The sequence below is a fragment of the Aquabacterium sp. genome (assembly GCF_036273115.1).
GTDB lineage: Bacteria > Pseudomonadota > Gammaproteobacteria > Burkholderiales > Burkholderiaceae_C > Aquabacterium.
Window position 1 is genome coordinate 49,973 of sequence record NZ_DASUIN010000022.1, and the last position, 24,839, is coordinate 74,811.

19 protein-coding genes and 1 riboswitch are annotated in these 24,839 nt (G+C 61.6%); of the genes, 10 read left to right on the top strand and 9 right to left on the bottom strand.

The window, feature by feature from the left end; translation table 11 throughout:
- Positions 1-9 precede the first annotated feature (9 nt).
- The 5 genes from uvrA to VFW72_RS08335 form a co-directional block, all read right to left on the bottom strand.
- Positions 10-2,925, bottom strand: a complete 2,916-nt coding sequence (uvrA, locus tag VFW72_RS08315; protein ID WP_329673823.1) for an excinuclease ABC subunit UvrA — start codon at positions 2,923-2,925, stop codon at positions 10-12.
- A gap of 78 nt (positions 2,926-3,003) precedes the next feature.
- Positions 3,004-3,900, bottom strand: a complete 897-nt coding sequence (locus VFW72_RS08320) for a fumarylacetoacetate hydrolase family protein (protein ID WP_329673824.1) — start codon at positions 3,898-3,900, stop codon at positions 3,004-3,006.
- Between the two features lie 57 nt (positions 3,901-3,957).
- Positions 3,958-4,800 carry an orotidine-5'-phosphate decarboxylase gene (gene pyrF / locus VFW72_RS08325; protein ID WP_329673825.1) on the bottom strand — a complete coding sequence of 281 codons (843 nt, stop codon included), beginning with the start codon at positions 4,798-4,800 and terminating at the stop codon, positions 3,958-3,960.
- Between the two features lie 16 nt (positions 4,801-4,816).
- Positions 4,817-6,187, bottom strand: coding sequence for an adenylosuccinate lyase (gene purB / locus VFW72_RS08330; protein ID WP_329673826.1), 1,371 nt, complete (start codon positions 6,185-6,187; stop codon positions 4,817-4,819).
- 35 nt (positions 6,188-6,222) lie between these two features.
- Entirely contained in the window at positions 6,223-7,566 is a 1,344-nt protein-coding gene (locus VFW72_RS08335; protein ID WP_329673827.1) for a DUF898 family protein, read from the bottom strand.
- Between the two features lie 126 nt (positions 7,567-7,692).
- Here VFW72_RS08335 and VFW72_RS08340 point away from each other — a divergent pair, with 126 nt between their 5' ends.
- The gene (locus VFW72_RS08340; RefSeq protein WP_329673828.1) at positions 7,693-8,319 is read left to right on the top strand and encodes a glutathione S-transferase N-terminal domain-containing protein; all 627 of its coding nucleotides are present in this window, start codon (positions 7,693-7,695) and stop codon (positions 8,317-8,319) included.
- 12 nt (positions 8,320-8,331) lie between these two features.
- Here VFW72_RS08340 and VFW72_RS08345 read toward each other — a convergent pair whose 3' ends face one another.
- Positions 8,332-9,975, bottom strand: coding sequence for an FMN-binding glutamate synthase family protein (locus tag VFW72_RS08345; protein ID WP_329673829.1), 1,644 nt, complete (start codon positions 9,973-9,975; stop codon positions 8,332-8,334).
- A gap of 181 nt (positions 9,976-10,156) precedes the next feature.
- A riboswitch (SAM riboswitch) is annotated at positions 10,157-10,233 on the top strand.
- Between the two features lie 46 nt (positions 10,234-10,279).
- On the opposite strand from VFW72_RS08345, the gene metX reads away from it, so the two are divergent.
- Positions 10,280-11,446, top strand: coding sequence for a homoserine O-succinyltransferase MetX (metX, locus tag VFW72_RS08350; protein WP_329673830.1), 1,167 nt, complete (start codon positions 10,280-10,282; stop codon positions 11,444-11,446).
- The gene (gene metW / locus VFW72_RS08355) at positions 11,443-12,027 is read left to right on the top strand and encodes a methionine biosynthesis protein MetW (RefSeq protein WP_329673831.1); all 585 of its coding nucleotides are present in this window, start codon (positions 11,443-11,445) and stop codon (positions 12,025-12,027) included. Before metX ends, metW begins: the two co-directional genes overlap by 4 nt.
- A 49-nt stretch (positions 12,028-12,076) precedes the next feature.
- On the opposite strand, the gene VFW72_RS08360 is transcribed toward metW, so the two are convergent.
- The 3 genes from VFW72_RS08360 to VFW72_RS08370 form a co-directional block, all read right to left on the bottom strand.
- Positions 12,077-13,108, bottom strand: coding sequence for a porin (locus tag VFW72_RS08360; protein ID WP_329673832.1), 1,032 nt, complete (start codon positions 13,106-13,108; stop codon positions 12,077-12,079).
- Between the two features lie 276 nt (positions 13,109-13,384).
- Positions 13,385-15,253, bottom strand: a complete 1,869-nt coding sequence (gene recQ / locus VFW72_RS08365) for a DNA helicase RecQ (RefSeq protein WP_414638787.1) — start codon at positions 15,251-15,253, stop codon at positions 13,385-13,387.
- Positions 15,254-15,362: 109 nt separating this feature from the next.
- Positions 15,363-16,295 carry a porin gene (locus VFW72_RS08370; RefSeq protein ID WP_329673833.1) on the bottom strand — a complete coding sequence of 311 codons (933 nt, stop codon included), beginning with the start codon at positions 16,293-16,295 and terminating at the stop codon, positions 15,363-15,365.
- 260 nt (positions 16,296-16,555) lie between these two features.
- Here VFW72_RS08370 and VFW72_RS08375 point away from each other — a divergent pair, with 260 nt between their 5' ends.
- The 7 genes from VFW72_RS08375 to VFW72_RS08405 all read left to right on the top strand — a co-directional run bounded on the left by VFW72_RS08375 (position 16,556) and on the right by VFW72_RS08405 (position 24,788).
- A complete protein-coding gene (locus tag VFW72_RS08375) occupies positions 16,556-17,326 on the top strand; it encodes an SDR family NAD(P)-dependent oxidoreductase (RefSeq protein WP_329673834.1) in 771 nt (256 codons plus the stop codon).
- 56 nt (positions 17,327-17,382) lie between these two features.
- Positions 17,383-18,576 carry an acetyl-CoA C-acyltransferase gene (locus tag VFW72_RS08380; RefSeq protein ID WP_329673835.1) on the top strand — a complete coding sequence of 398 codons (1,194 nt, stop codon included), beginning with the start codon at positions 17,383-17,385 and terminating at the stop codon, positions 18,574-18,576.
- A 103-nt stretch (positions 18,577-18,679) separates the two neighbouring features.
- Positions 18,680-19,396, top strand: a complete 717-nt coding sequence (locus VFW72_RS08385) for a TetR/AcrR family transcriptional regulator (RefSeq protein ID WP_329673836.1) — start codon at positions 18,680-18,682, stop codon at positions 19,394-19,396.
- A gap of 23 nt (positions 19,397-19,419) precedes the next feature.
- Positions 19,420-21,027, top strand: coding sequence for a carboxyl transferase domain-containing protein (locus VFW72_RS08390; protein WP_329673837.1), 1,608 nt, complete (start codon positions 19,420-19,422; stop codon positions 21,025-21,027).
- An 11-nt stretch (positions 21,028-21,038) separates the two neighbouring features.
- Positions 21,039-21,842 (top strand): enoyl-CoA hydratase/isomerase family protein, encoded by an 804-nt coding sequence (locus VFW72_RS08395; RefSeq protein ID WP_329673838.1) that lies wholly within the window; start codon positions 21,039-21,041, stop codon positions 21,840-21,842.
- 10 nt (positions 21,843-21,852) lie between these two features.
- Positions 21,853-23,877 carry an acetyl/propionyl/methylcrotonyl-CoA carboxylase subunit alpha gene (locus VFW72_RS08400; RefSeq protein ID WP_329673839.1) on the top strand — a complete coding sequence of 675 codons (2,025 nt, stop codon included), beginning with the start codon at positions 21,853-21,855 and terminating at the stop codon, positions 23,875-23,877.
- Complete coding sequence (locus tag VFW72_RS08405) at positions 23,877-24,788, top strand: hydroxymethylglutaryl-CoA lyase (RefSeq protein WP_329673840.1); 912 nt, start codon at positions 23,877-23,879, stop codon at positions 24,786-24,788. Before VFW72_RS08400 ends, VFW72_RS08405 begins: the two co-directional genes overlap by 1 nt.
- The last annotated feature ends 51 nt before the right edge of the window (positions 24,789-24,839 follow it).

Consider the following 24,839-nt stretch of genomic DNA (forward strand, 5'->3'; position numbering starts at 1 on the left):
GCCCAGCTTTCAGGCCCGGGCCTTGGCTTGCAACAGCGGTTTGAGGTAACGCCCGGTGAAGCTGGCTTCACATTCGGCCAGCGCCTCGGGTGTGCCCGCCATCAGCATGGTGCCGCCACCTGAGCCGCCTTCGGGGCCCATGTCGATCAACCAGTCAGCGGTTTTGATCACGTCGAGGTTGTGTTCGATGATGACGATGGTGTTGCCGGCATCGCGCAGCTGGTGCAGCACTTTCAGCAGCAAGGCAATGTCGTGGAAGTGCAGCCCTGTGGTCGGCTCATCCAGGATGTAAAGCGTGCGCCCGGTATCGCGCTTGGACAACTCGAGCGCCAGCTTCACCCGCTGGGCTTCACCGCCTGACAAGGTCGTGGCACTTTGGCCCAGGCGGATGTAGCCCAAGCCCACATCCATCAAGGTTTGCAGCTTGCGCGCAATCGAGGGCACCGCACTGAAGAAAGCCAAGGCGTCTTCCACCGTCAGGTTCAGCACCTCGTGGATGTTCTTGCCCTTGTACTGCACGTCGAGGGTTTCGCGGTTGTAGCGCTTGCCATGGCACACGTCGCAAGGCACGTACACATCAGGCAGAAAGTGCATCTCGACCTTGATGACGCCATCACCCTGGCAGGCCTCGCAACGACCACCGGCCACGTTGAACGAGAAGCGCCCAGCCCCATAACCCCGCTCGCGCGCCGTGGGCACATCGGCAAACAGCTCGCGAATCGGCGTGAACAGCCCGGTGTAAGTGGCAGGGTTGCTGCGCGGGGTGCGCCCAATGGGCGACTGATCCACATTGATGACCTTGTCGAACAACTCCAGGCCTTCGATCTCGTCGTGCGGCTCGGGCTCGGTATGGCTCTGGTAGAGCTTCTTGGCAACAGCGGCATACAGGGTGTCATTCACCAGGGTGCTCTTGCCTGAACCGGACACGCCGGTCACACAGGTCAACAAGCCCACCGGGAACTCGGCCGTGACCCCCTTGAGGTTGTGTCCACGGGCATTCACCACGCGCAAGCGCCGCGTCTCATCCGTGAAGGGGTGACGTTGGACAGGCAAATCGATGCGCAGGGCCCCAGCCAGGTATTTGCCGGTGATGCTGTCGGGGTTGGACTCCACGTCTTGTGGCGTGCCTTGCGCCAGCACACGGCCCCCATGCACCCCCGCGCCCGGCCCCATATCGACCACGTAATCCGCGGCGCGGATCATGTCCTCATCGTGTTCAACCACGATGACGCTGTTGCCCAGATCACGCAAGTGCTTGAGGGTTCCGATCAGACGGTCGTTGTCGCGCTGGTGCAAACCAATCGAGGGCTCATCAAGCACATACATCACACCCGTCAAGCCCGAGCCGATTTGGCTGGCCAGTCGAATGCGCTGTGCCTCCCCACCCGACAAGGTGTCGGCACTGCGATCCAGGCTCAGGTAGTTCAAGCCCACATCATTGAGGAAGCGCAGACGCGAACGGATTTCCGTGACGACCTTACCCGCGATCTCGGCCTTGGCGCCTTGCAGTTGCAAACCGTCGAAATAGCGATGCGCCTCGGCCAGCGTGGCATGCGCAATCTCGTAAATGGCTTTCGTGTCTCCCGTGACGGCATCCAACAGCTTCACATGGCGAGCTTCGGTGCGCAGGCGGGTGCCGTGGCAGTCGGGGCAAGCCTTGGGCTGCTGGTAGCGCCCAAGCTCTTCGCGCACGGCTGCCGAGTCGGTTTCTTTGAAGCGACGCTCGAAGTTGGGAATGATGCCCTCAAAGGGGTGCTGGCGCTTGACTTTGCGCTTCTTGCCACCGGCACCATCGGCTTCGTAGGTGAACTCGATTTCTTCGATGCCAGAACCGTACAACACGATGTGCTGGATGTTGGCTGGCAGTTCTTCGAAGGGCTGCTCCATGTCCACGCCATAGTGCTTGCCCAAGCATTCGATCAAGGAATAGGTGTAGGGGTTGCGACGATCCCAACCCTTCACGGCCCCACTGGCCAGACTCAAGCTGGGGAAGGCCACCACGCGCTGCGGATCGAAAGCGATGACATGCCCCAAACCATCACACGTAGGGCAAGCCCCTTGCGGCGAGTTGAAGGAGAACAGGCGCGGCTCCAGCTCCGCCAGCGAGTAACTGCACACCGGGCAGGCAAACTTGGCCGAAAACAGATGCTCTTGCTGCGTGTCCATTTCCAAGGCCAGAGCCCGGCCCTCTGCCAGGTTCAACGCCGCTTCAAAGCTTTCGGCCAAGCGTTGGCCCATGTCGGCACGCACCTTCAGGCGGTCCACCACCACGTCCACATCGTGTTTTTCGTTCTTGGCCAGTGGCTTGAGGTCGGCCGCTTCCACCACTTGCCCGTCGATCCGAAAACGCACATAGCCCTTGGCCTGCATTTCGGCAAACAACTCGGCGTGCTCGCCCTTGCGATCACGCAGCACCGGCGCCAGGATCATCAGCTTGGTCTCTTCTGGCATGGCCAACACGGCATCCACCATCTGGCTCACGCTTTGCGCTTGCAGGGGCTGGTGGTGATCAGGGCAGAACGGCGTGCCGGCACGCGCAAACAGCAGGCGCAGGTAGTCGTGAATCTCGGTCACCGTACCCACGGTGGAGCGCGGGTTGTGGCTGGTGGCCTTTTGTTCAATCGAGATCGCTGGCGACAAGCCTTCGATCACATCGACATCGGGCTTGTCCATCAACTGCAGAAACTGGCGCGCGTAGGCGCTCAAGCTTTCCACATAGCGACGCTGGCCTTCGGCGTAGAGCGTGTCAAACGCCAGGCTTGACTTGCCGGACCCTGACAGGCCGGTGATGACCACCAACTCGTGCTTGGGCAGGTCGAGGTCGATGTTTTTCAGATTGTGGGTACGAGCCCCGCGAATCTGAATGGATCGCTGGATTTCATAGGGCACACGAGGCGCATCTGACTTGGTAGAGGAGCGAGACATCGACGAACACGACAGGGGTCAAGGCAACCGACCATGATACGTCGAGATTCGGGTTTATGCCTAGCTCCCGCCCTTTCGTCAGACTTGTTCCTGCACGCAGCGCGATTCGATGTGACCCAGCTTGTCGATCTCGACCCGCACCACATCGCCCTCACGCAAGAACTTGGGCGGATTGAAGGCCGCGCCCACTCCGCTGCAAGTGCCGGTGTAAATCACATCACCGGGCTCCAGGGTCATGGCTTGGCTCAGGTGGGCGATCTGATCCCACAAATTGAAAATCATCAAACGTGTGTTGCTGCTTTGGCGCAGTTCGCCATTCACCCAGCATCGCAGATCCAGCGCGTGCGGATCCCCCACCTCGTCGGCGGTGGTGATGCAAGGGCCAAACGGGGCGTGGGTGTCGAATGACTTGCCCAGCGTCCATTGCGGGGTGCGCTTTTGCCAGTCGCGCACCGACACGTCGTTGCCCACGCAGTAACCGAACACCACCTCATGGGCTCGCTCACGGGACACATGTTTGCAGCGCTGGCCAATGATGGCGACCATTTCGCCCTCGTAATCAGTGGCTTGCGACACGCTGGGCAACACGATCGGGTCATAGGGCCCGTTGATGGCATGCCCCAGCTTGGTGAACCAGATCTGGTGCTGCGGCACATCTCGGGTTTCGCCCACGATCTGCTCTTGCACATGTTCCAGGTAGTTCAGGCCAATGGCCAGCAACTTGCCGGGCTTGGGCACCGGAGCGAGCAGGTGGACCTGGTCCAGACGCCAATCGGGCTGTCGTTGCGCCAACACCGCCTCGACCCATGGCTTGTTTTCAGCCCAATGGGCAATCAGGTCCACCATGGGCTGGTGAGTCGACAACACATTCGGCGGGGCAGACTGCATTTGAGCCTGGCTCAAGGACACGATGCGCTCGCCTTGAAGGACACCTATTTCATGGCGTCCGTCCACTTCAAATGTCACCAGTTTCATCTTGGCGCCCCTTCGAGCCTCACCCCTGCCATCCGTCAGGGGCGCGATGGTTTGAAATCAACGGCGAGCGGCGTTGAGGGTCTGACGCGTTTCCAGTGCCACCTTGCGCGCAGCACTGGCAAAGTCATCCCCACTGCTGGCATACAGCACCGCACGCGAGCTGTTGACGATGATGGGGCCGGTCACGGCGCCATCGGCCGCCACACGCAAGCCAGCCTTGACCGTGGCATCGGCATCGCCACCTTGCGCACCCACACCGGGAATCAACAAAGGCAGCGTAGGGGCCAGTTCGCGCACCCGCGCGATTTCCTGCGGGAAGGTGGCCCCGACCACCAGGCCCATCTGGCCGTTGGTGTTCCACTTGGTCTGAGCTTGCGCCGCAATGTGTTCATACACGCGAGGCTGACCTTCGATGTCAGCCAGTCGCAGGTTCTGCAAGTCAGAGCCACCTGGGTTGGAGGTGCGGCACAGCAGAATCACCCCCTTGCCGGGGTACTTCAGGAAGGGCTCGAGGGTGTCAAAGCCCATGAAGGGCGACAGCGTCACGGCATCGGCCTGATAGCGGTCAAACGCTTCACGGGCGTATTGCTCGGCGGTGCTGCCGATGTCGCCACGCTTGGAGTCCAGAATGACCGGCACATGCGGCGCCACGCGGCGAATGTGCGCCATGAGACGTTCGAGTTGCTCTTCCGCACGGTTGCCCGCGAAGTAGGCAATTTGCGGCTTGTACGCGCAAACCAGATCCTTGGTGGCATCGACGATCGCAGCACAGAAGTCGTAAATGCGATCGGGGTTGCCCTTCCAGCTACCGGGGAGCTTGGACGTTTCCGGGTCCAGCCCCACACAGAGCATGGAGTCGTTCTGGCGCTGAGCGTAAGCGAGCTGATCGATGAAGTTCATGGCGCGGCCGTCACTTTCAGCCGATGCGCTTGGCCAGGTCCACCGCCTTGCCAATGTAGTTGCCGGGGGTCATTTCCATCAGGCGCGCCTTTTCAGACTCAGGCAACTCCAAGGTCTGGATGAAGGCCTGGATGGACTCACGGGTGATGGCTTTGCCGCGGGTCAGCTCCTTCAGACGCTCATAGGGGTTAGGCAAGGCGTAACGGCGCATCACGGTCTGGATGGGCTCAGCCAGCACTTCCCAGGCGTTGTCGAGGTCGTCGGCCAACATCTGTGGGTTGACTTCGAGCTTGCCCAAGCCACGTGCCAGGCTGTCGTAAGCCAGGATGGCGTAACCGATGGCCACACCCATGTTGCGCAACACGGTGGAATCGGTCAGGTCACGCTGCCAGCGGCTGATGGGCAGCTTCTGGCTCAGGTGGGTCAACACGGCGTTGGCCAGGCCCAGGTTGCCTTCGGCGTTTTCGAAGTCAATGGGGTTGACCTTGTGCGGCATGGTCGACGAACCGATTTCGCCGGCCTTGGTCTTTTGCTTGAAGTAACCCAGGCTGATGTAGCCCCACACATCGCGCGACCAGTCGATCAAGATGGTGTTGGTGCGGGTGATGGCATCAAACAGTTCGGCCATGTAGTCATGGGGCTCGATCTGGATGGTGTAGGGGTTGAAGGTCAGGCCCAGCTGGTTTTCGATGACCGACTGGCTGAAGGCTTCCCAGTCCTTGTCTGGGTAGGCAGACAGGTGGGCGTTGTAGTTGCCCACAGCACCGTTCATCTTGGCCAGCAGCTTGACATCGGCAATGCGGGCGCGGGCGTTTTGCAGGCGGGCCACCACGTTGGCCACTTCCTTACCCACGGTGGTGGGCGAAGCGGTCTGGCCGTGTGTGCGGCTCAGCATGGGGATCTCGGCCAGCGACTTGGCCAGCTCGGTCATCGTGGCGATCAGGCCATCCACAGCGGGCAGCAGCACTTGCTCGCGCGCGGCCTTCAGCATCAAACCATGGCTGGTGTTGTTGATGTCTTCGGAGGTGCAGGCAAAGTGCACGAACTCACCAGCCTTCTCCAGATCGGTATGGCCAGCAAACTTCGACTTGATCCAGTACTCGACTGCTTTCACATCGTGGTTGGTGGTCTTTTCGATGTCCTTGATCGCTTGCGCATCGGCTTCAGAGAAGCGCGCGACCAGACCACGCAGGTAGCCACGGGTGGCTTCCGACAGAGGCGCCACTTCAGGCAAGCCGGCGTCCGACAGGGCGATGAACCACTCGATTTCGACCTGCACCCGGCGGTGCATCAGGCCGAATTCAGACAGCAAGGGGCGCAAAGCGGCAACCTTGGAGGCGTAACGGCCGTCGAGCGGCGACAAGGCGGTGAGAGCAGACAAGGACATGGCGGTAAGGGGGCTTGCAGACCCCGATCTTGGGATTAACCCGCCATTTTAGTTCGGTCGGCGCGTTTGCGGGGCGCCCAATTGGCTTTCAGAACGTCAGTTTCCACACGCGCCCACACTTGCAGGGCCTCGGTGCGCATGCGACGGGCAGCCACCTCCGCCCAGGGCCAATAGACCCCGAGGGTCAAGACAACCAGCACAGCGTGGCGCAAACGCAGCCACACATAAGCCTGTACATCCAACTGACAGCGAAAGCGCAGATAGCGGTTGCCTGTTTTGCTCCACACCAGGTTCTGCAGGCGCGCCTGCAGGTATGGCACCACGGCCGCCAGGACGCAAGCTGCCACCGCCACCCACACGCCGAACAGCACTTGGGTGCTGACCCGACCGCGCAGCAACATCACCCCAGCCAGCACCACGGCGGCCACACCCACCACCATCATGCTCGCCAGGACAAACCAGGCCAGCGCACGCACAAACAGCATCGCCATGGCCACCCGCTGGGCTTTCCACATCAAACGCACAGGGCCCAGCACCAGATGATGCTGGCGATACTGGAAGTAGCCCCAGACAAAGGCTGGTACCGCCATCGCCCACAGTGCGGCCACCGCCCCCCATGCCATCCAGCCCCCCGGTCGATTCCAGGCCAGTGTGGCCATCAGCAACCAAGCCACCAGACAAGCGCTGGCCAAAGGGGCCCACATCGCACGGTATACGCCCTGGTAACGGCCATCGAAATGCAGGCGTCGGCCGGCCCAACTCATGTGCGCCACCCGATAGCTCAGGTTCATGTAAGCCAGCAAGGGCAAGACCGCCAGTGCCAGAGACAAAGCCACCATGCCCGCCAGGCGGGAGCCCACCCAGGCCCCCACCACCCCGGCCACCAAGCCCCACACCATGAGATGACGCGGCAGCAAAAGCCAGGGGTTGGCATGGTCATCCAGCGCCTCGCCCGCCACCAGGGTACGCCGCAGGAAATACCGCCGCGTTCGTACCTGGGCCCAGGGCGCATACAAACCCAAGGTCAGCAACAGCCACATCAAGTTGCGCAAGCACAGGCCCGCAAACTCCAAAGGGCGCGCCGACAGCGTCACCGGCAAAGTGACCACCTGCCCCTGTGGCAAGCGAGGCAAAGGCCCGTGCACCTTCAATCGCACTTGTACCTGGGGGGCAGGCGCCTCATCCTGCGGCGCAGGACCAGAGCCAATCGGCGCCGGCCAGATCACCGGCTCGACCGCTCCAGACGCCATCGGATCGGAGACCACCCGCAGCACGGGAGCCTCATCCACAGGCGGCATGCTCCCCGCCGAAGCCTGGAGGGACTCCAGGTCGACCAGGCGAAACGCACGCACGGACGAACGGACTGCTGAGGAGTTCATGTCGCGTTAACTGTAACCCGGCATTTGGCGTCGGCACATGACCACAATCCCCACCCGAAACCCAGCCCTTTTTGACACAAGCCCCTCGGCCGCTAGAATCGTTCCAAACATTGCATCTGATCAAGAATGAAACTCATCGGATCGCTGACCAGCCCCTTCGTTCGCAAAGTACGGGTGGTGCTGGCAGAAAAAAAACTGGACTACAAGTTCGAAGTGGAGGACGTCTGGGCCGCGGACACCCGGATCATGGATGCCAACCCCCTGGGGAAGGTGCCCTGTCTGGTCATGGAAGGCGGCGAGGCGATTTTTGACTCACGGGTCATCGTCGAATACGTCGACACCCTGTCGCCTGTGGGCAAGCTCATTCCTCTGGGTGGACGCGAGCGCGTGGAAATTCGCACCTGGGAAGCCCTGGCGGACGGCTTGCTCGATGCCGCCGTGCTGGCGCGCATGGAACAAACCTGGCCAGGCCGCACCGATGCCCAGCGCTGTCCGGCCTGGATCGACCGGCAACTGGAGAAGGTGCACGCCAGCCTGAAGGCCATGAGCCTGGGCTTGGGCGATCGTCCCTGGTGTGCCGCCGGCAACAACCACCACACTCTGGCGGACATCGCCGTCGGTTGCGCCCTGGGCTACCTCGACTTCCGCTTTCCGCAAATCGACTGGCGAGAAGACTATCCCAATCTGGGCAAGCTGTTTGAGAAGCTCTCGCAGCGCCAGAGCTTCATCGACACCGCGCCACCCAAGGCCTGAAGTCTTCCAGATCTAGAGCGAGAAGGAATCGGCTCGGGCCCGGTTCCAATATTGCTCAAACGCTGGCTGCAACCAGGGTCCCTGCCCCTGTTCAGCCAACAACAATTCGCCCGGCTTGGCGTACCGCATCAAGTTTGACAGCCGGCGGGTATCGCAGCCCGACACGCGCCTCAAGATGTGGTCGGCCGTGATTTCGTTGGGGTGATGCAGCCCTGCGGCCTGCACCAACTCCTTGAGCGCAAACATCGTGTTGTGGTGGTAGCGGTACACCCGCTCGGTCTTGTCAGGCACCACCAGGGCACGCATGCGCGCCGGGTCTTGCGTCGTCACCCCCGTTGGGCAGTGGCCCGTGTGGCAGCTTTGCGCCTGGATGCAACCCAGCGCAAACATGAACCCGCGCGCCGAGTTGCACCAGTCGGCCCCCAGGGCCATCATGCGCGCGATGTCGAACGCGCTGATCACCTTGCCCGCGCAACCCAGTTTGACGCGGTGACGCTCATTGAGACCCACCAAGGTGTTGTGCACCATCAGCAAACCTTCCTGCAGTGGGGCACCCACGTGGTCCGTGAACTCCAGCGGTGCCGCCCCGGTGCCGCCTTCAGCCCCATCGACCACGATGAAGTCAGGCCAGATGCCGGTTTCGCGCATGGCCTTGACCATGGCAAACCACTCCCACACATGGCCCATGCAGAACTTGAAGCCCACCGGCTTGCCGCCCGAGAGTTGTCGCAACTGCTCAATGAAGCGCATCATTTCCACGGGGGTGGAAAACGCACTGTGCGTGGCCGGCGACACGCAATCTTGCCCCACCGTCACGCCACGCGCTTCGGCAATTTCCGGCGTCACCTTGGGGCCTGGCAACACGCCGCCATGGCCTGGTTTGGCGCCCTGGCTCAACTTCAACTCGATCATCTTGACCTGAGGGTCTAGCGCATTGCGGCTGAACTGCTCGGGGTCAAACTGGCCTTGGGCGTTGCGGCAACCAAAATAGCCCGAGCCAATTTCCCAGATCAGGTCGCCCCCTTGCTGGCGGTGGTAACGACTGATCGAGCCCTCTCCCGTGTCATGGGCAAAGCCCCCCTTCTTGGCCCCGCCGTTGAGCGCCAGAATGGCATTCGCACTCAGGGCACCAAAGCTCATGGCCGACACATTGAACAGACTGGCGCTATACGGTTGGGTGCAGGAACTGCCCCCGGCCCCGATGAGGATACGGAAGTCCTGCGAGGCAATGTGCGTGGGCGCAATGGAATGGCTGATCCACTCGTATCCGGTGGCGTTAACGTCTTTCTGGGTCCCGAACGGACGCTTGTCTGGCTCGCCCTTGGCTCGCTGGTAGACCAGTGAACGCTGCTGCCGAGAAAAGGGGGCCGCCTCGCCGTCGCTTTCAATGAAGTACTGGCGCAACTCCGGGCGGACAAATTCCAGCAGATAGCGCAAGTGCCCGATAACCGGATAGTTGCGCAGAACCGCCCGGGACGATTGGGTCATGTCACTCACACCCAGGCCGACCAGTCCCGCCGTCAGGCCGACAACCCACCAGGCTTGATCGGTCAGCGCCGAGTAAGACAGCGCGGCAGCAAAGCCCACGACCGCAAAAAACCAGGCACCGTATCGAATCGGCACATGCTCATTGAGTCGAATCAACCAGCGTGGCATGGAACACTCCTTGCGGTTTACTCGCGAGACGCGTCACCCCTACTAGGCCAGCACCCGCGAGTGTCCATCCTAAGAGCACACCCCCTGATCCATTCACATCATGAAAGGGATCATTCACAGCTTGATCACCCTCATATTGGCACAAGGCTTTGGTGCGCATGCGGAACTTTGCCGCTACACTGTCGACCACAGCGCCGATTTGTCCGGCTTGCGGGCGCTTTAAAAAAATACCGCTAAAGAGGGCGCTGCTGACCGGCCCCTGCTTCCATGCGCGGCCGGTTTTTTGTTTTGAGTTTCAAGCGTCATGTCCTCTCTCGGAGTTGTCACGCCAGCGTCCATGCACTTTGGTACGCCGCTTTGCTTGCAAAGCGGTGCGGTACTGAACGACTACACGCTGGTCTATGAAACCTACGGTCGCCTCAATGCCGACCGCAGCAACGCCGTGCTCGTGTGCCACGCCCTGAACGCCTCGCACCACGTTGCCGGCTTGCATGCCGACGAAAACGGCCACCCCAAGCCCAAGAGCGAAGGCTGGTGGGACAACATGATCGGCCCCGGCAAGCCATTGGACACCGACAAGTTCTTCGTCATCGGCATCAACAACCCGGGCTCGTGCTTTGGCTCGACCGGCCCCATGCATACCAACCCGGACACCGGCAAACTCTACGGTGCAGACTTCCCCGTGGTCACGGTCGAAGACTGGGTGAACGCGCAGGCCCGGGTGCTCGATCGACTCGGTATCGACAAGCTGGCGGCCGTGCTCGGCGGCAGCCTCGGCGGCATGCAAGCCCTGAGCTGGACCTTGCAATACCCAGACCGCGTCGGCCATTGCGTGGCCGTGGCCACCGCCCCCAACCTCTCGGCGCAAAACATCGCATTCAACGAGGTGGCCCGCCGCGCCATCATCACCGACCCCGACTTCCACCAGGGCCATTTCTACGAACATGGCGTGGTGCCCCGCCGCGGGCTGCGCGTCGCGCGCATGATCGGCCACATCACCTACCTGTCTGACGACGTGATGGAAGAGAAGTTCGGCCGCGAGATGGTCGGGCGCGAACCCGGCCAGGAGCCTCGCTACAGCACGCAAGACATCGAATTCCAGGTGGAAAGCTACCTGCGCTACCAAGGCGACAAGTTCAGCGACTACTTCGATGCCAACACCTACCTGCTGATCACCCGCGCCCTCGACTACTTCGACCCCGCCCGCGCGCATGGCGGCAGCCTGTCGGCCGCCCTGGCACGTGCGCTGGCCAAGTTCCTGGTCATCAGCTTCACCACCGACTGGCGCTTCTCGCCTGCTCGTTCACGCGAAATCGTCAAGGCCCTGGTCGACAACCGCCATGACGTCAGCTACGCCGAAATCGATGCCCCCCATGGACACGATGCCTTCCTGCTCGACGACCCGCGTTACCACGCTGTGGTACGCGCCTACTTCGAACGCATCCACCAGGAACTGGGAGGGGCAGCATGAGTGACCGCTTCCTGCACAACGTGGTGGCGCAAATGGTGCCACCGGGCTCTCGCGTGCTTGACCTGGGTTGCGGCAATGGCGAGCTGCTGGCGCGCCTGCGCGACGAACGCCAATGCACCGGTTACGGCATCGAGCTGGATGACAGCAAGGTGCTGGAATGCGTCAAGCGCGGTGTGAACGTGATCCAGCGCAACCTGGAAGAAGGTCTGAGCCTGTTCGAGGACAACAGCTTCGACGTGGTGCTGCAACTCGACACCCTGCAACACCTGCGCAACACCGAAGCCATGCTGCGCGAGACCGCCCGAGTCGGCCGCACCGGCATCGTCAGCTTCCCCAATTTTGCGCACTGGCCGCACCGCCTGGCGGTGCTGCGTGGACACATGCCCGTCACCAAGTCACTGCCCTATCAGTGGTACGACACCCCGAACATCCGGGTGGCCACCTTCAGGGACTTCGAAGTGCTGGCGCGCAAGAATGGTTTGAACATCACCGACTCATTCGGCTTGCATGGCGCCAAAACGGTGCGACAGTGGCCCAACTTGATGGCCAGCTCAGCCGTATTCCTGTTCGAGCGGCAATGAAAAAAGCGCCCCGAGGGGCGCTTTGTGCTTCAGTCTGAGGAAACTCAGATCAGAAGTTGTGCTTGATACCGGCAGCGATGGTTTGACCGGAAGTCAGGCCAGTTTGCGTGTTGTTGACAAAAGCCACGTACACGTCGGTGCGCTTGGACAGCAGGTAGTCGGCACCCACAGAGAACACACGGTCGGTACCAGACTCGTCGGTATCGTTGTCGGTGGCCTTGTTGGAACCGAACGAAGCCATCACCGACAGCTTGTCATTCAGAGGCACGCTCACGCCGACCTGATAGATCACGTTCTTGACATCCACGTCGCCTGCGGCAACCTTGGAGGTCTTCAGGTTGGTGTACTGACCAAACAGCTTGGCCACGCCCAGGTCATAGCTGGCGCCCAGGTTCAGAACCTTCTGGTCAGCCAGGTAAGCCTTGCTGCCATCAACCAAGCCAGCCTTTTCATAGGTCAGCATGGCGCTGATCGGGCCATTGTTGTAGCCACCTGCGACGGTGTAGCTGTCGCTGCTACCGGTTGCCTTTTCCTTGGGGGCAAACTGCAGCACGGCATTGAAGCCTTGAACCACAGGCGACTCATAGGTGACCGAGTTCACCCAACCGGTGTCAAAGCCCAGCGAAGCGGTCTTGCTGTAGAAGTGGCGCATGGTGGGCGACACCAGCATGGAGCTACCGAAGGGGTTGTAGGTGTAGCCGGAGGTGAACAGTGGGTTGTCATATTGACCCAGAGCCACGCGACCGAAATTGCCGGACAGACCCACCCACGAGCCACGGCCCCAGAAGCCGCCAGCCATGTTTGTCAGGGTGGCCCCGGTGTCGGGAGCCATGAAGGTTTCCAGAGCAAATTCGGCCTTCAAACCGCTGCCCAGGTCTTCGCTGCCAGCAAAGCCCAGGTAGCTGGTCATCATGCCACCACTGGTCACCTGGGTGGTGCGAGTCTTGTCGTCCTTGGCATGGGCGTCTTCAACCGAGCCCATACCCACGTCCAGCGTGCCATACACCTTCACGTCAGCCTGGGCTGCGCCAGCGATCGCCAACAGGGCGGCCGCAGCCACCAGGTTCTTCTTTGCAAACATCGAGTTCTCCTAGCAATAAGTGAACAGATTCCGATCCATGTCAGGCACATGAAAACTGCCTTCCGTCTCGAAACCAATACGGGACGGTGTGTCCACGTTAACAGCTCAGCAAAAAGCGGGCCAACCCTTTTCCATGCCTGAGCAAACAGCTCGTCGTTACCTCACAACAGAGCACCAGATGCGTGCCAGACAGGCACCACAAGCGCTCCGCTTTCCGGCTCCAAGCACTCTTATTGCGCACAAACCGGCGGCGCCATGCACCAGTTTGGTTACCGTTCAGGCAGCCAGAACGGACAGGATTTGCGCACCATAAGCTTGCAATTTCTTGCTGCCCACACCGCTGATGGTGCCCAGCTCGGCCAGGCTCTGCGGCCCGAGTCGCGCCATGTCAGCCAAAGTGGCGTCGTGAAACACCACATAGGCCGGCAAGTTGTGCTCGCGCGCCACCTCGGCACGCCAGGCCTTCAGGGCCTGATATCGCTCAAGCGCCATGGGGTCGAGGTCCTGAGGCGCGGCCGCTTTTCCGCCAGCTCGCGTTGAACGCGTTCGCTTGACCGCATCAGGCGCCTCACGCAAGGTCAAGGTCACTTCGCCGCGCAACACGGCGCGTGCGGTATCGGCCAAGGTCAGCGTATTGAACTCGCCTTCGGCAAACACATAGCCCAAGGCAACCAACTGCCTGAGCACCGCTCGCCACTGGTTTTCCGACAGATCCGCCCCCACGCCAAAGGTCGACAGCGTCTGGTGGCCATACTGTCGAACCTTGTCGGTGTCTTTGCCCCGCAAGACATCAATGAGGTGCCCTGCACCAAAGCGCTGCTGACCATGTTGCCAGAAACGATAGATGCAGCTGAGCAGCTTGCGCGCGGCTTCGGTGCCATCCCAGGTCGCCGGGGGGTTAAGGCAATTGTCGCAATTGCCGCAGGGCTGGCTGCTTTCACCGAAATAAGCCAGCAAGCGCACCCGCCTGCAATCGCAGGCCTCAGCCAAGGCCAGCAGGGCATCAAGCTTGGCCCGTTGAATGCGCTTGAACTCTTCGTGGGCGGGGCTTTCGTCGATCATGCGCCGCTGGTTCACCACATCGGCCAGACCATAAGTCAACCAGGCGTCAGCCTCACGACCATCGCGACCGGCGCGCCCTGTCTCCTGGTAATAGCTTTCGATGTTCTTGGGCAAATCGAGGTGTGCCACGAAGCGCACGTCCGGCTTGTCGATGCCCATGCCAAAGGCAATGGTGGCCACCATCACCAAGCCCTCTTCGCGCAAGAAGCGATCTTGATGTCGCTGCCGCACCGACGCATCCAGACCCGCGTGGTAGGGCAAGGCCTCGATGCCCTGCTCTGATAGCCACTGCGCGGTGTCTTCCACTTTGCGGCGACTTTGGCAGTAGACGATGCCCGCATCGCCCTCATGCTCATCGCGAATGAAGCGCAGCAACTGAGCCCGGGGGTTGTCTTTTTCAACCAGGGTGTAGCGAATATTGGGACGATCGAAGCTGCTGATGAAGACACGCGCGTCTTGCAACTGCAGGCGCTCGATCATGTCCGCGCGGGTGTGGTCATCGGCCGTAGCCGTCAAAGCCAGGCGCGGCACGTCGGGGAAGCGTTCGTGCAGCATGTTGAGCTGCAGATACTCTTCACGGAAATCATGCCCCCACTGACTGACGCAGTGGGCTTCGTCAATCGCAAACAAGCTCAGCAAGCCACGCTCGTACAAGCTCAGCAACTGCGCCTGAAAACGCGGGTGGGTGATGCGCTCGGGCGCCGCGTAGAGCAACACCAGCTTGCCCGACATCATGTCGCGTTCGACCTGCTGTGCCTCTTCTGAAGACAGCGAGCTATTCAAATAGGCAGCGTGAACGCCGACCTCTTCCAGTGCCCCCACCTGGTCGTGCATCAAGGCGATCAGGGGTGACACCACAATCGTGACGCCCCGGCCGGCACGGTGTCGCGCAATGGCTGGCACCTGATAGCACAGGCTTTTTCCCCCGCCAGTGGGCATCAGCACCAAGGCATCGCCACCCTCGATGACGTGCTCCACGATGGCTTGCTGCTGACCGCGAAAGGCCGCATAGCCAAAAACGTCTTGCAGGATGGGGAGAGCAGAAACAGGCAGCACGGCGCAGATTGTGGCACTTGCCAGCACGGTGGCCAGCCCCTCCCACAGGGGAGCAACAAATAAAAAACCCGCAGGCTTGCGCCAGCGGGTTTTGGGGTTCAAGGCGGTCAGACCGCCTTGATAGATCGCGTCAGGATCAGAAAGCGTGACGCAGACCCACAGCAGCGCTCAGGCCGGACTTGCTGTCGCCGCCTTCAGGCTTGATTTGGGTGTACATCAGGCCAGCGTAAGCACCAGTGCGCTTGCTCAGAGCGTAGTCATAAGCCACGTTCAGCTGATCAGCCTTCCAGGTGTTTTCTTCGGTGGTGTGAGTCCACGAAGCCAGAGCGGTGCCATTGGCGCCCACAGGAGCCGACACGCCCAAGTGGAAGCTGTTCACGTCATCCTTGGTGGTGTAGTCGTTGGCTTGAGCGTACTGAGCGAACAGCTTGGCAGCGCCCAGGTCGAAGCTACCGCCGAATTGCCACAGCGACTGCTTTTCACCTTCGGTGTAGGTCACGCCAGCAGCCAGAGGGCCTTGAGCGTAGTTACCTTGCAGAGCGATGATCGAGTCTTGACCGCGGGTTTCCGAAGCGCCGTACTGAGCTGCACCCGAGAAGCCAGAGTAGCTCTTGGAGGTGTAGGTCACCGAGTTAGCTTGGAAGGGGTTGAAGTTCAGAGCGCCGCCCAGACCCATTTGACCCAGCACGCTGAAGGGGCTTTGAGTGTGGTTAGCCAGAGCCGACAGAGACAGCGAGTTACCGACGGTCACGGTGCCGAAGCTACCAACCAGACCGATTTCGCTGGTGCGCTGCCACAGCTTGGAATCGGTGGTGCCGGCGTCAACGCCAATGGCGCTTTCCAGCTTGAAGACAGCCTTCAGGCCGCCACCCAGGTCTTCCTGGCCCTTGAAGCCCAGGAAGGAACCGTCCAGAACACCGGACTCAACCTTGGTCACGCGGTTGGTCAGGTCGTCTTCGAAAGAACCGACGGCGACGTCCAGGTTGCCGTACACGGAAACGGATTGGGCTTGAGCAGCCACGGAAACCACGAGGGCAGCAGCAGCCACCAGAGCGTTCTTAGCAAACATGCATTTCTCCTTTTTGAGACTTGAGGCTTTGCCCGAGCCGGACAAACCCTTGGCGACCATTCTGGTGCGCAAAGCACCGAAACTGAACACTCCCCCCCCACAACTAACCCGCTAGAGGGACCAAATTGGGTCTTTTTTGTTGCCACAGCACAACAAAAACGGGGTTCAAGCTGCCGGAAATGGGGATCCGGGAGCGCGTGAAATCTTTCTAGACTGGCCATAACAAACGCGAAATCGCGCGTCTTTTTCAAGGAATGAAAATGGAACTGAGCAAACGGGTCTGGCTGATCACTGGCGGCGCGTCGGGACTGGGCGCAGCCGCCGCGCGCATGGCACTGGAAGCTGGGGGGCGCGTGGTGCTGGCCGACCTGGGCTCTCCCAGGGAAAACTGGGCCCAGGCGAGCTGGGCGGGGCGCTGGGTCCACGTCAAAACCGACGTGAGCGACGCTGCCAGCGGGCAAGCAGCGGTCCAAGCAGCGCTGGATCACTTCGGTCGTCTGGACGTGCTGGTGAACGCTGCCGGCATTGCCTCGGCAGAAAAAATCCTGACGCGCAATGGCCCCGCGTCGTTAGAGGGATTCACACGCACCATCTTGGTGAATTTGGTGGGCACTTTCAACATGATGCGTTTAGCGGTGCCAGCCTTTGTGAGCTCCGGCGCGCCGGAGGATGGCGCCTCCAAAGGGGTCGTCATCAACACAGCATCGGTTGCCGCTTTCGATGGGCAGATGGGGCAAGCCGCCTACGCCGCATCCAAAGGCGGAGTCGTTTCCATGACGTTGCCTGCAGCGAGAGATCTTGCACGCGAACATGTCAGGGTGATGACGATTGCCCCCGGCATTTTCGAAACCCCCATGTTGATGGGGCTGCCACAGGAAGTTCAGGACTCGCTGGCGGCCACGGTTCCGCACCCCGCCCGCTTGGGCAAACCGGCTGAATACGCCGCCCTCGTACGCCACATCGTTGAAAACGAATACCTGAACGGTGAGGTCATTCGCCTTGACGGCGCCCTGCGCATGGCCGCCAAATAAGCGCGCTGAGCGCATTCAACTCAACGCGGCGCACCGACCGCAACAGGAGGCCGAACATGTCCACATCTGACGCCATCGTGATTTTGTCGGCCCGCCGCACGCCGATCGGGGGGTTTTTAGGGGCCCTGTCCTCCCTACCCTCACCCAGCTTGGGTGCTGCGGCCATTCGCGCTGCAGTGCATGACAGCGGAGTCAAACCCGAGCAGATCAACGAGGTCTATATGGGTTGCTGCCTGATGGCTGGGCTGGGACAAGCTCCCGCACGCCAAGCCGCTCTCGGCGGCGGTCTACCCGAATCAGTCGGCGCCACCACGCTGACGAAAATGTGCGGTTCAGGCATGAAGACCGTCATGCTCGCGCACGATTTGCTGAAAGCGGGCGCCGCGGACTATCTCGTCGCTGGCGGTATGGAGTCGATGAGCAACGCCCCCTATCTGCTACCGGCAGAACGCAAGGGACAGCGTCTGGGGCATGGGCGAACCATCGACCACATGTTCTTCGATGGCCTACAAGACGCCTATGGGGGCGAATTGATGGGCCACTACGCCGAATTGATGGCACATGAAGCAGGCCTGACCCGGACCGAGCAAGACCACTACGCCCTGGAGTCGATTCGACGGGCGCAAACCGCGGTCGACTCGGGCTGGTTTGTTCACGAGATCACACCGGTCGAGGTTCACATCAAAGGGTTGACCACGGCGGTCGATGTCGATGAAACGCCCGGCTTGTGTCAGCCAGAAAAGGTGGCTCGCTTGAAGCCCGCTTTCGCCACGCCCGGACAGGAAGGCACGATCACCCCGGCCAGTTCGTCGTCGATCGCGGATGGCGCCGCCGCGCTGGTGCTGACCCGAGCCAGTGTGGCCAGCGAGGCTGGCTTGCGGCCGCTGGCTCATATCGTGGCCCAAAGCACCCACGCAGATACCCCCGCGAGATTTCCGTCGGCCCCCATCCAAGCGATTGAAACGGTCATGAGAAAGGCTGGATGGTCGGTGGCCGATGTGGACCTTTTTGAAATCAACGAGGCCTTTGCCATGGTGACCATGCTGGCGATGCGAGCCCTGCACTTGCCGCATGACAAGGTGAATGTGAACGGGGGAGCTTGCGCGTTGGGACACCCCATTGGCGCAACAGGGGCTCGCATTCTGGTGACGCTCATCCACGCACTGAAGCAGCGGGGCGGCAAACGTGGGGTGGCCAGCCTGTGCATTGGTGGGGGCGAAGCCACCGCGATGGCCATTGAACTGCTTTAAAAACTGAGCACCACTCACTTTCTCGGTAAAAACACTCAGAAAACGCTAACAGCAAAGGCGGTGATTTCGGAAAATAATTGAGTGCCACTCAATTATTGATGTCATGACGGCTTTGCAACGGGTTGCGCCACGGCGCGCCAAGTCTCAACTTCGCATCACCGAGCTGCTGCGCGCCGCTCGCGAAGTCTTTTCTGAGCACGGCTTTCAGCACGCCACCACGGCGCTGATTGCCGAGCGGGCGGGCGTGTCTGAAGCCACGGTGTTCACTTACTTCGCTGGCAAGCGCGAGTTGTGCATCCAGGTCATCAAAGACTGGTACGACGAGATCAGCACCGAGGTCGAGCGCGAAATGCCGCACCTGCAAGGCGTCTACGCCCGGCTGAGCTTCGTCATTCGCCACCACCTCATCACCTTGTTGGCCGACGGCTCGGGCATGTGCGCCCTCGTGCTGGGCGAAGGTCGCGCCACGGGCCCCGATCTGGCTGATGTCATCACCGAGTGCAAGCGCCGCTACACCGCGCCTTTGATGGACTGCCTCGCGCAAGGTCAAAAACAAGGCGAGATCCGCACCGATGTGCCCCTGCGCCTGATGCGCGAGCTGATCTACGGCTCGATGGAGCATGTGCTGTGGGACTCGATCACGAATCAAAAGCGCCCCGCCATCGACAAGACCGCCGAGCAACTCACCGCGCTGATCTGGAGCGCCATCACCCCCCCGAATGCCTCGCTGGAAGCCCTGACCCGCTTCCGCGATGAGGTGCGGCAAGCCCTGCAGCAAAGTCTGCAAGTGGCCCCGCCCTCTGGCAACGACACCCCTTGATTCAACCGAATCCGAAGACCGCCATGCCCGTCATCGAATCACAAATCAACCCACGCAGCGAAGCCTTCAAGGCCAGCGAGCAAGCCATGTTGGCCTTGGTGCAAGACCTGGAAGCCAAGCTGGCGCAGATCGCCCTGGGTGGCGGCGAAGGCCCACGCGCCAAGCACCTGGCCCGCGGCAAGTTGCTGCCGCGTGATCGTGTGGAAATGCTGCTGGACCCCGGCTCGCCGTTTCTGGAAATCGGCCCGCTGGCGGCCTTGAATGTGTACGACAACGCCGCGCCCTGTGCGGGTGTGGTGGCCGGCGTGGGCCGCGTATCGGGCGTGGAATGCATGATCGTGTGCAACGACGCCACCGTGAAGGGCGGCACTTACTACCCGCTCACAGTCAAGAAGCACCTGCGCGCGCAAGAGATCGCGATGCAGAACCGCCTGCCCTGCATCTATCTGGTGGACTCGGGTGGCGCGAACTTGCCCAATCAGGATGAGGTCTTCCCCGACCGTGATCACTTTGGCCGCATTTTCTACAACCAGGCCAATATGAGCGCGGCGGGCATTCCGCAAATCGCCGTGGTCATGGGCTCGTGCACGGCGGGTGGCGCCTATGTGCCCGCCATGAGCGACGAGACCATCATCGTCAAGAACCAAGGCACCATCTTCCTCGGAGGCCCGCCCTTGGTGAAAGCCGCCACGGGTGAAGTGGTCACCACCGAAGACCTGGGCGGCGGCGATGTGCACACCCGCTTTTCTGGCGTGGCCGACCATCTGGCCAATGACGACACCCATGCGCTGGCGCTGGCGCGGCGTTGTGTGGCGCAGTTGAACTGGCGCAAAGAGCCCGCCATCCAGATGATCGAGCCGCGTGCCCCCCGCTATGCCGCGTCTGAACTGAACGGCATCATCCCCACCGACACCCGCAAGCCCTTTGATGTGCGCGAGGTCATCGCCCGCATCGTGGACAACTCCGAGTTTGACGAGTTCAAGGCCCGCTACGGCAACACCCTGGTCACCGGCTTTGCGCATATCGAAGGCATGCCGGTGGGCATCATTGCCAACAACGGCATCTTGTTCTCGGAAAGCGCCAACAAGGGCGCGCACTTCATCGAGCTGTGCTGCCAGCGCAAGATCCCCTTGGTGTTCTTGCAGAACATCACCGGCTTCATGGTGGGCCGCAAATACGAAAACGAAGGCATTGCCCGCGCGGGCGCCAAGATGGTGACGGCCGTGTCGTGCGCCCAGGTGCCCAAGTTCACCGTGGTCATTGGGGGCTCGTTTGGGGCCGGCAACTACGGCATGTGCGGCCGCGCCTTCAACCCACGCTTCCTGTGGATGTGGCCCAACGCGCGCATCAGCGTGATGGGTGGCGAACAAGCCGCGAGTGTGCTGGCCACCGTCAAGCGCGATGGCATCGAAGCCAAAGGGGGCCAATGGTCGCCCCAGGAAGAAAAAGCCTTCAAGGCCCCAATTCGCCAGCAGTATGAAGACCAAGGCCACCCGTATTACGCCAGCGCCCGCTTGTGGGACGACGGCGTGATTCGCCCGGCCGACACCCGCCGCGTGCTGGCCCTGGCTTTGAGCGCCAGCCTGAACGCACCCATTCCGGACACACGCTTTGGCGTGTTCCGCATGTAAGAGGGGCCGCCATGAGCACCTTGGACATTCGCAAGCAAGCGCACCCCAACGGCACCGTGGGCCACATCTGGCTGAACCGCCCGGAACTGCGCAACGCTTTCAACGACACCACCATTCAGGAAATCACCCACGCCTTCCAATCCATGGGAAGCGACCCGACTATCAAAGCGATTGTGATGGGCGCCCATGGCAAGGCTTTCAGCGCTGGGGGCGACTTGAACTGGATGCGCGCCATGGCCGACTACAGCTGGGCTGAAAACCATGCCGACGCCACGGGCCTGGCTCAGATGCTGTGGGCCATTTACAGCTGCCCGGTACCCGTCATTGCCCGTGTGCAGGGCGACTGCTATGGCGGTGGCGTGGGTTTGGTGGCCGCCTGCGACATGGCGGTGGCGGCTGACACGGTTCACTTCAGCCTGTCGGAAGTGAAGCTGGGCCTGATCCCCGCCACCATCAGCCCCTATGTGATTCGCGCCATGGGCGAACGCGCGGCCCGCCGCTATTTCGTGACCGCCGAGCGCTTCAACGCCACCCAAGCGCATCACATCGGCTTGGTGCATGAAGCCGTTCATGTGGACGCCCTGGATGATACGGTGGACGGCTTGGTCAAAGCCATCCTCAGCAACGGCCCAGCCGCCGTGCGTGCCAGCAAGGAACTGATTGGCTACGTGGCCCAGCAGCCCATCACGCCCGAACTGCGCGACCGCACCGCCCGCCACATTGCCGACATCCGCGCCAGCGACGAAGGCCGCGCGGGCCTGCAGGCCTTTTTGAACAAAACCAACCCGCCCTGGCTGGCGGGTGACAAGCAGTGAAGGTCGACTGATGTTCACCAAGATCCTCATCGCCAACCGTGGCGAAATCGCCTGCCGAGTGGCAGCCACCGCGCGCCGCATGGGCATCCGCACCGTGGCCGTCTATTCCGATGCCGACGCTCACGCCGCCCACGTGCAGGCCTGCGACGAAGCCGTTCACATTGGTGGCCCTGCCCCACGCGACAGCTATCTGCAAGCCGACCGCATCCTGGCGGCAGCCCTGGCCACGGGCGCGCAAGCCGTGCACCCGGGCTATGGCTTCATGAGCGAAAACGAAGACTTCGCTCAGGCCTGCGCCAAAGCGGGCGTGGTCTTCATCGGCCCACCCGCCTCCGCCATTGCCGCCATGGGCAGCAAGTCGGCCGCCAAGGCCTTGATGGAAAAGGCCAACGTACCTTTGGTGCCGGGCTACCACGGCGACAAGCAAGACCCTGCCTTCCTGAAAGAGCAAGCTGACCGCATGGGCTACCCCGTGCTGATCAAGGCCAGCGCGGGCGGTGGCGGCAAGGGCATGCGGGCCGTGCAAGCTTCGGCCGACTTCGAAGCGGCGCTGGCGTCTTGCAAGCGCGAAGCCTTGGCCAGCTTTGGCGATGACCATGTGCTGGTGGAACGCTATGTGACCCGGCCGCGCCACATCGAAATCCAGGTGTTTGGTGACACCCATGGCAACTACGTCCATCTGTTCGAGCGCGACTGCTCGGTGCAGCGCCGCCACCAGAAGGTACTGGAAGAAGCCCCAGCCCCCGGCATGACCGCCGAGCGCCGCGCCGAGATGGGTGCCGCTGCCATTGCCGCCGCCCGCAGCGTGGGCTATGTGGGTGCGGGGACAGTGGAGTTCATTGCCGAGCAAGACGGCAAGTTTTACTTCATGGAAATGAACACCCGCCTGCAGGTCGAGCACCCCGTGACCGAAGCCATCACCGGCCTCGATCTGGTGGAATGGCAACTGCGCGTGGCGGCGGGCGAGCCGCTGCCCAAACAGCAGCACGAACTGGCCATTCGTGGCCACGCCATCGAGGCCCGCATTTGCGCTGAAAACCCAGCCAACCAGTTCCTGCCTGCAACCGGCAAGATGAATGTGTATCGCACGCCCACCAGCAACGCCTTCCACGTCGCCCCGGTGCGGGTGGACAGCGGTGTGCGCGAAGGCGATGAGATCACGCCCTATTACGACTCGATGATCGCCAAACTCATCGTATGGGGTCACAACCGCGAGCAAGCCCTGGCCCAGTTGGATGCCGCTTTGAGCGAGATGCACATCACCGGCCTGGCCAACAACGTGGCCTTCTTGCGCCGCATTGTGAGCAGTCAGGCTTTCTCGCAAGCCGATCTGGACACCGCTTTGATCGAGCGCGAACGCGAGCACCTCTTCGCTGCCCCCGATCAAGGCCCTGCCGCCACCAGTTGGACCGTGGCCGCCATCATGGCCCGCCAGATGGCCGACGAAGCCCAGCACACATCCGGTCAACAAGACCCATGGAACCAACATGACGGCTGGCGCGTGCACGGCATCGCACGTCGACATCTACAACTGGACATCGAAGGCCAACGCACCTCGGCTGTATTGAGCTACGGTGCGGCCGGGCAGTTCGAACTGCAAGTGGGGCAGACTGAATCGGCTCAACCCCTGCGCGTTCACCGCCTCAGCGCCGATCGATTCGACATCAACCTGGGCCAACACCGTCGCACTGTGTCGGTGTACCGCGATGGCGAGCAATTCCACGTATTTGCACCTCAAGGCCAGGTTCAAGCCCGCTTGATCGACCCCTTGGCCCATGCGGGTGACGACCACAGCGGCAGCGGGAAGCTGGCCGCGCTAATGCCAGGTCGGGTCGTCGCACTGTTGGTGCAAGCCGGTCAAGCAGTGAAGGCCGGCCAGCCCGTGGCCGTGACCGAAGCCATGAAAATGGAACACACGCTCAACGCCCCCGTCGATGGCATCGTGACCGAGGTCTTGTGCGCTGTGGGCGATCAGGTGCCGGAAGGTGCCGAGTTGCTCCGCATCGAAGCCCAGGCTACCCCAGGAGACGCATGATGTTGCCCACTCAAGTCAAACTCGTGGATGTGGGCCCGCGCGACGGCCTGCAAAACGAAGCGCAACCCATTGCCACCGAATACAAGATAGAGCTGATTCACCGATTGCAAGCGGCTGGCCTGCGCGAGATCGAAGCCACCAGCTTTGTCAGCCCCAAATGGGTGCCGCAAATGGGGGACAACAGTGACGTGATGGCGGGCATTCAGCGCCAAGCGGGCGTGCGTTATTCGGTACTCACGCCCAATATGAAGGGCTTTGAAGGCGCACTCGAATCCAAGGCAGACGAGGTCGTCATCTTCGCGGCCGCCAGCGAGGCTTTCAGCCAACGCAATATCAACTGCTCGATTGCCGAATCGATTGAACGCTTCCGGCCTGTCGTGGAAGCCGCACACGCGAACCAGATGAAAGTGCGCGCCGCCGTATCCTGCGCACTGGGCTGTCCGTATCAGGGCGAGGTCTCCGTGGATGCAGTCAGCGACGTCGTCCGCCGCTTGCTCGACATCGGCACCGATCACATCGGCATTGCCGACACCATTGGCGTGGGCACCGCGGGCCGAGTCAAACAAGTGATGGAAAGCGCCATGAAGCTGGTGCCGTTGGCCGAACTCAGCGGCCACTTCCACGACACCTATGGCCAAGCCCTGACCAACATCTACGCTTGCCTGGAGTTGGGCATTCACACCTTTGACGCCAGCGTGGCCGGCTTGGGTGGCTGCCCCTACGCCAAGGGTGCCACCGGCAACGTGGCCACCGAAGACGTGGTTTACCTGCTGCACGGCCTGGGCATTCAAACCGGCATTGATCTGGACAAGTTGGTCGATGCGGGCGCCTACATCTCGCAAGTGCTGGGCCACAAGCCCGCCTCGCGTGTGGCCAACGCCATCTTGTCCAAACGCCCAGCTACCCTGTAAGACATCACACCCAACAAACCATCCATAGCCTGTCAAGGATATCGAGGAGAC

What these genes read in the sequence shown, in the direction of transcription:
- uvrA (WP_329673823.1), bottom strand. Translation starts at nt 2,925, where the DNA reads ATGTCTCGCTCCTCTACCAAGTCAGATGCGCCTCGTGTGCCCTATGAA.
- VFW72_RS08320 (WP_329673824.1), bottom strand. Translation starts at nt 3,900, where the DNA reads ATGAAACTGGTGACATTTGAAGTGGACGGACGCCATGAAATAGGTGTC.
- pyrF (WP_329673825.1), bottom strand. Translation starts at nt 4,800, where the DNA reads ATGAACTTCATCGATCAGCTCGCTTACGCTCAGCGCCAGAACGACTCC.
- purB (WP_329673826.1), bottom strand. Translation starts at nt 6,187, where the DNA reads ATGTCCTTGTCTGCTCTCACCGCCTTGTCGCCGCTCGACGGCCGTTAC.
- VFW72_RS08335 (WP_329673827.1), bottom strand. Translation starts at nt 7,566, where the DNA reads ATGAACTCCTCAGCAGTCCGTTCGTCCGTGCGTGCGTTTCGCCTGGTC.
- VFW72_RS08340 (WP_329673828.1), top strand. Translation starts at nt 7,693, where the DNA reads ATGAAACTCATCGGATCGCTGACCAGCCCCTTCGTTCGCAAAGTACGG.
- VFW72_RS08345 (WP_329673829.1), bottom strand. Translation starts at nt 9,975, where the DNA reads ATGCCACGCTGGTTGATTCGACTCAATGAGCATGTGCCGATTCGATAC.
- metX (WP_329673830.1), top strand. Translation starts at nt 10,280, where the DNA reads ATGTCCTCTCTCGGAGTTGTCACGCCAGCGTCCATGCACTTTGGTACG.
- metW (WP_329673831.1), top strand. Translation starts at nt 11,443, where the DNA reads ATGAGTGACCGCTTCCTGCACAACGTGGTGGCGCAAATGGTGCCACCG.
- VFW72_RS08360 (WP_329673832.1), bottom strand. Translation starts at nt 13,108, where the DNA reads ATGTTTGCAAAGAAGAACCTGGTGGCTGCGGCCGCCCTGTTGGCGATC.
- VFW72_RS08370 (WP_329673833.1), bottom strand. Translation starts at nt 16,295, where the DNA reads ATGTTTGCTAAGAACGCTCTGGTGGCTGCTGCTGCCCTCGTGGTTTCC.
- VFW72_RS08375 (WP_329673834.1), top strand. Translation starts at nt 16,556, where the DNA reads ATGGAACTGAGCAAACGGGTCTGGCTGATCACTGGCGGCGCGTCGGGA.
- VFW72_RS08380 (WP_329673835.1), top strand. Translation starts at nt 17,383, where the DNA reads ATGTCCACATCTGACGCCATCGTGATTTTGTCGGCCCGCCGCACGCCG.
- VFW72_RS08385 (WP_329673836.1), top strand. Translation starts at nt 18,680, where the DNA reads ATGACGGCTTTGCAACGGGTTGCGCCACGGCGCGCCAAGTCTCAACTT.
- VFW72_RS08390 (WP_329673837.1), top strand. Translation starts at nt 19,420, where the DNA reads ATGCCCGTCATCGAATCACAAATCAACCCACGCAGCGAAGCCTTCAAG.
- VFW72_RS08395 (WP_329673838.1), top strand. Translation starts at nt 21,039, where the DNA reads ATGAGCACCTTGGACATTCGCAAGCAAGCGCACCCCAACGGCACCGTG.
- VFW72_RS08400 (WP_329673839.1), top strand. Translation starts at nt 21,853, where the DNA reads ATGTTCACCAAGATCCTCATCGCCAACCGTGGCGAAATCGCCTGCCGA.
- VFW72_RS08405 (WP_329673840.1), top strand. Translation starts at nt 23,877, where the DNA reads ATGTTGCCCACTCAAGTCAAACTCGTGGATGTGGGCCCGCGCGACGGC.